At 68.2% G+C, this 4507-nt stretch carries 2 protein-coding genes; one reads left to right on the top strand and one right to left on the bottom strand.

Annotated elements, in window-relative coordinates:
* Nucleotides 1-36: 36 nt before the first annotated feature.
* Nucleotides 37-1695: a CHAP domain-containing protein gene (locus ACFVDI_RS28475; protein WP_378912241.1), complete on the bottom strand. Its 1659-nt coding sequence runs from the start codon at nucleotides 1693-1695 to the stop codon at nucleotides 37-39.
* Nucleotides 1696-1896: 201 nt separating this feature from the next.
* On the opposite strand from ACFVDI_RS28475, the gene pepN reads away from it, so the two are divergent.
* A complete protein-coding gene (gene pepN / locus ACFVDI_RS28470; protein WP_378912240.1) occupies nucleotides 1897-4440 on the top strand; it encodes an aminopeptidase N in 2544 nt (847 codons plus the stop codon).
* Nucleotides 4441-4507: the final 67 nt, after the last annotated feature.

The following is a 4507-nucleotide window of genomic DNA, read 5'->3' as shown; positions in this document are numbered from 1 at the left end:
GAATCGCTCCGGCCCACGCTGCTTCCACCAGTGACCTCAGTTGACGGTGGTGAAGTCACCCCCGCTGGCCCAGTAGGCGACCTCGTCGCCGCTGTAGGCGGCGGTGACGGCGTACTCACCCTCGGGGAGCTTGACGAACGTGATCCCGGTCGCGCCGCCGCTGAGCGACTTGGTGACCGTACGTCCGCCGTTGGTCGTGATCTTGACCGTCCCGGTCGGCTGGTAGCCCGGCGCGGTGACCTTGACGGCCACCTCCGCCTGACCGGAGCCGCCGGTCGCGGTGACCGCGACGGTGGGCTTCACGCGCACCAGGCCGCTGGGGCCGTACGTCTTGCTCAGCGTCTCGCCGTTGCCGGAGCGGGCGACCACCGTGACGCTGAGCCGGTGACCGACGTCGGAGTCCGTCGGGTAGTACTTGTGGCTCGTCGCGCCGGAGATCGGCGTGCCTTCACGCGTCCACTGGTAGGAGAGGTCGACCTCCTCGCTGTAGCTGCCCGGGTCGACCTGCATCAGGCCGCCGAGACGGGTGCCGCCCTTCACGAAGCCGGCTGCCGTCTGGGTGAGCGTGCCGCCGGGCGGCGGCTCCGCCGGCTGCTGCGGGGCCTTGCCACCACCGACCAGGGTGTCGGCGAAGGCGTACGACTGCTTCGGACGGTAGCCCTCCTGGACACCGACGACGACCGCGCCGATCCTCTTCCCGGAGGCCGTGGCGGGCACCTTCAGGAAGCGGGACGTGCTGCGGGAGATCAGGGTCTTGTCGGCGTACCACCGGATCTCGCCGATCTTGGCCGACGGCTCGTAGTCCGCTCCGCCGACGGCGACCGTCGAGCCGACCCTCTGGGTGCCGGTGATCTTCGGCTGCGCCAGGACCTTGAACGTGCCCTGCTTGATCGGCGGCAGGATCTCGCTCATCGTCTTGGCCTCGCTGTAGTCACGGCGGACGCCGGTGAGCACCGCCGCGATCTGCTTGCCGGCGAGGTAGCCGGGGATGCGGAAGGTCTTGTTGGTCGCACCCGGGATCGGCTTCTTGTCGACGATCCACTGGTAACGGATCTTGTTCGGGTTCGGGCTCCACGAGCCGGTGTTGACCGTGACCGCCTTGCCGACCTGCGCCGTGCCCTCGATCGTGGGCCGCTTGGTGACCGAGAGTCGCTGGTCGTTGAAGTGGATGAACCCGGTCGGGTAGTTCACCGAGTCCTTGCCGATCCGGCGCCAGCTGAGGTCGCTGCCGTAGTTGGACTCCGAGATCGTGATCGAGTTCTCGCTGACCCGCTCGACGATCGCGACGTGCCCGAAGCGGCTCGCGCTCGGGTGCGAGGAGTGCCACCAGGCGACCGAGCCCACCGTCGGGGTCCGGTCCGTCAACCTGCTCAGCGCCACGCCCCAGTTGGTCGCGTTACCCTCGCCCGACCAGGGGCGCGCGTTCGGCAGGCCGGTCTGGATGAGCTTGTACGCGACGTAGTTGGTGCAGTTCCGACCGGCGTACATGCGCCAGTACATGCTTCCCCAGGCACTTTCGTAGCCGGCGGTGGAGTAGCCCTTGCTGCGGCAGTCCGAGAATCCGGAGCAGAGCGTGATGGAGCCCGCGTGCGCCGGTGATGCCAACTTGGGGATGACTTGCACACCGAGGCCGACGAGCAGCAGAACCGCGCCGGTGACCAAGGTCCGGCGCAGCGCCCCGCCAGGCTTCCCCACCCGGCGCGGCTTCTGTGAATACTGGTGTTTCTGTGACTTGAGGGGCACAAGAGCACCCTAGAGAAAGTTGTCAACTATTGATACCGGTGTGTCGGAATTACAACACTGTATTTTTACCTTTCGCGCTCAGCGACTCCCAAGAACGGGCAACAACGCCGATATAAATGTCTCGAAATCCGGGCGCAGTGAGAGGATCCAGGCATGCCTGGAACCAATCTGACGCGCGCCGAGGCCACCGCTAGAGCCGCACTCCTCGACGTCCTCTCGTACGACATCGAACTCGACCTCACCACGGGTGCTGAGACCTTCGGTTCGACGACGACGATCACCTTCACCTCCACCGAGGCCGGCGCCTCGACCTTCGCCGATCTCGTCGACGCGACCGTCCACGAGATCACGCTCAACGGCGTCGCGCTCGACCCCGCGGCGGCCTACCAGGACTCCCGGATCCAGCTGGACGGCCTCGCGGCCGAGAACGTGCTGGTCGTCAAGGCCGACTGCACCTACTCCCACACCGGCGAGGGCCTGCACCGCTTCGTCGACCCCGCCGACGACCGCGTCTACCTCTACTCCCAGTTCGAGGTCCCCGACGCCCGCCGCGTCTACACCACCTTCGAGCAGCCCGACCTCAAGTCCGTCTTCACCTTCCACGTGACCGCTCCCGAGGGTTGGAAGGTCGTCTCCAACGCCGTCACGCCCGAGCCGAAGCCGCTGGGCGACGGCCGCGCGACCTGGGACTTCGAGCCCACCAAGAAGATGTCGACCTACATCACCGCGCTGATCGCCGGTGAATACCACGAGGTCCAGGACGTCTACGAGGGCAAGTTCGGCACGATCCCGCTGGGCCACTACTGCCGCCAGTCGCTGGTCCCCTACCTCGACCGCGACGAGGTCGTGAAGATCACCAAGCAGGGCTTCGAGTTCTTCGAGGACGCCTTCGACTTCCCCTACCCCTTCGGGAAGTACGACCAGCTCTACGTGCCCGAATACAACATGGGCGCGATGGAGAACGCCGGCGCCGTGACGCTGCGCGACGAGTACCTGCCGCGCTCCAAGCAGCCGCGCTCCTTCTACGACTTCCGCGCCTCGGTGATCCTGCACGAGATGGCGCACATGTGGTTCGGCGACCTGGTCACCATGAAGTGGTGGGACGACCTCTGGCTCAACGAGTCCTTCGCCGAGTGGGCCTGCTACCACGCCCAGGCCAACGCGACCGAGTTCACCGACGCCTGGACCGGCTTCACCAACGCGCGGAAGCAGACCGGCTACCGCCAGGACCAGCTGCCCACCACGCACCCGATCGCCGCGGACAACTACGACCTGCAGGCCGTCGAGGTCAACTTCGACATGATCACCTACGCCAAGGGCGCCTCCGTCCTGAAGCAGCTCGTGGCATGGGTCGGCCTGGAGCCCTTCCTGGAGGGCCTGAAGGCCTACTTCAAGGAGTTCGCCTACGGGAACTCCGAGTTCAAGGACCTGCTGCGCCACCTCGAGGCCGCCTCCGGCCGTGAGCTCCAGGGCTGGGCTCAGGAGTGGCTGCAGACCGCCGGCGTCAACACCCTCGCGCCCGAGTTCACGCTCGCCGAGGACGGCTCCTACGCCGCCTTCGCCGTGCGCCAGTCGGCCGCCGCCGACTACCCGACGCTCCGCCGCCACCGCATCGGCCTCGGCCTCTACGACCTCGTCGACGGCTCGCTCGTCCGCCGCGACGCGTTCGAGATCGACGTCACCGGTGAGCTGACCTCGGTTCCCCAGCTCGAAGGCGTCAAGCAGCCCGACCTGCTGCTGCTCAACGAGGGCGACCTGACGTACGCCAAGATCCGGCTCGACGAGCGCTCGCTGGCCACCGCGCTGTCGTCGCTGTCCGTGCTGGACGACTCGCTCTCGCGCGCGCTGATCTGGGGTGCCGCGTGGGACATGACCCGCGACGCCGAGATGCGGGCCAGCGACTTCGTCGAGCTCGTGCTCGCCAACATCGGCCAGGAGACCGACGCCTGGGGCGTCACCCGGATCCCTGTCTTCGCCGCCCAGGCGGTCAACTCGTTCTCGGCTCCGGCCAACCGCGACGCCCTCAAGGCGCGCTGGGAGAGCGGGCTCAAGGGCCTGCTGGAGAGCGCCGCACCGAGCAGCGACCACCAGCTCACCTTCGCCCGGACGTACGCCGCGGCAGCTCGCTCCGAGGCCGCGATCGCCGACCTCCAGGGGCTGCTCTCCGGCGACCTGGCCTACGACGGTCTCGACATCGACCAGGACCTGCGCTGGGCACTGGTCACCGGTCTGGCCGCCTCGGGCACCTTCGGCGAGACCGAGATCGCCGCCGAGCTCGAGCGCGACAACACCATCTCCGGCAAGGAGAAGGCGGCCGCCGCGCGTGCCGCGCAGCCGACCGCCGAGGCCAAGGAGGCCGCGTGGGACGCGGTCGTCGTCCGCACCGACGTCGCCAACGAGACCGCCCGCTCGATCGTGCTCTCGTTCCAGCGCAGCGGTCAGGACGAGGTGCTCGCGCCCTACATCGACCGCTACTTCGAGGCCGCCGACACCCTCTGGGAGCACCTCGGCACCCACCGGGCCTCCACGGTGCTGGAGTTCATCTTCCCGAAGCCGGCCGCCTCCCCCGAGCTCCTGGAGAAGGCCGACAAGTGGCTCGAGACCTCCCCCGCCGAGCCCGCCGCCAAGCGGTACGTCCGCGAGGGACGTGACGAGGTCGCCCGCGCCCTCGCCGCTCAGGAGCGCGACGCGCAGTAGGTCCGCAGCCGAGTCGGCTCGTCCTGACCACAATCCCCGCCGAGTCGGCGCGTTCGAACGCGCCGAC

This window comes from Nocardioides sp. NPDC057767, assembly GCF_042798275.1.
Classification (GTDB): domain Bacteria; phylum Actinomycetota; class Actinomycetes; order Propionibacteriales; family Nocardioidaceae; genus Nocardioides.
Note: the sequence above shows the minus strand (reverse complement) of the source record. Positions and strands in the feature narration are given on the sequence as shown.

Excerpts from the sequence above, each read along its gene's own strand:
- pepN (WP_378912240.1), top strand. The coding sequence starts at position 1,897 with ATGCCTGGAACCAATCTGACGCGCGCCGAGGCCACCGCTAGAGCCGCA.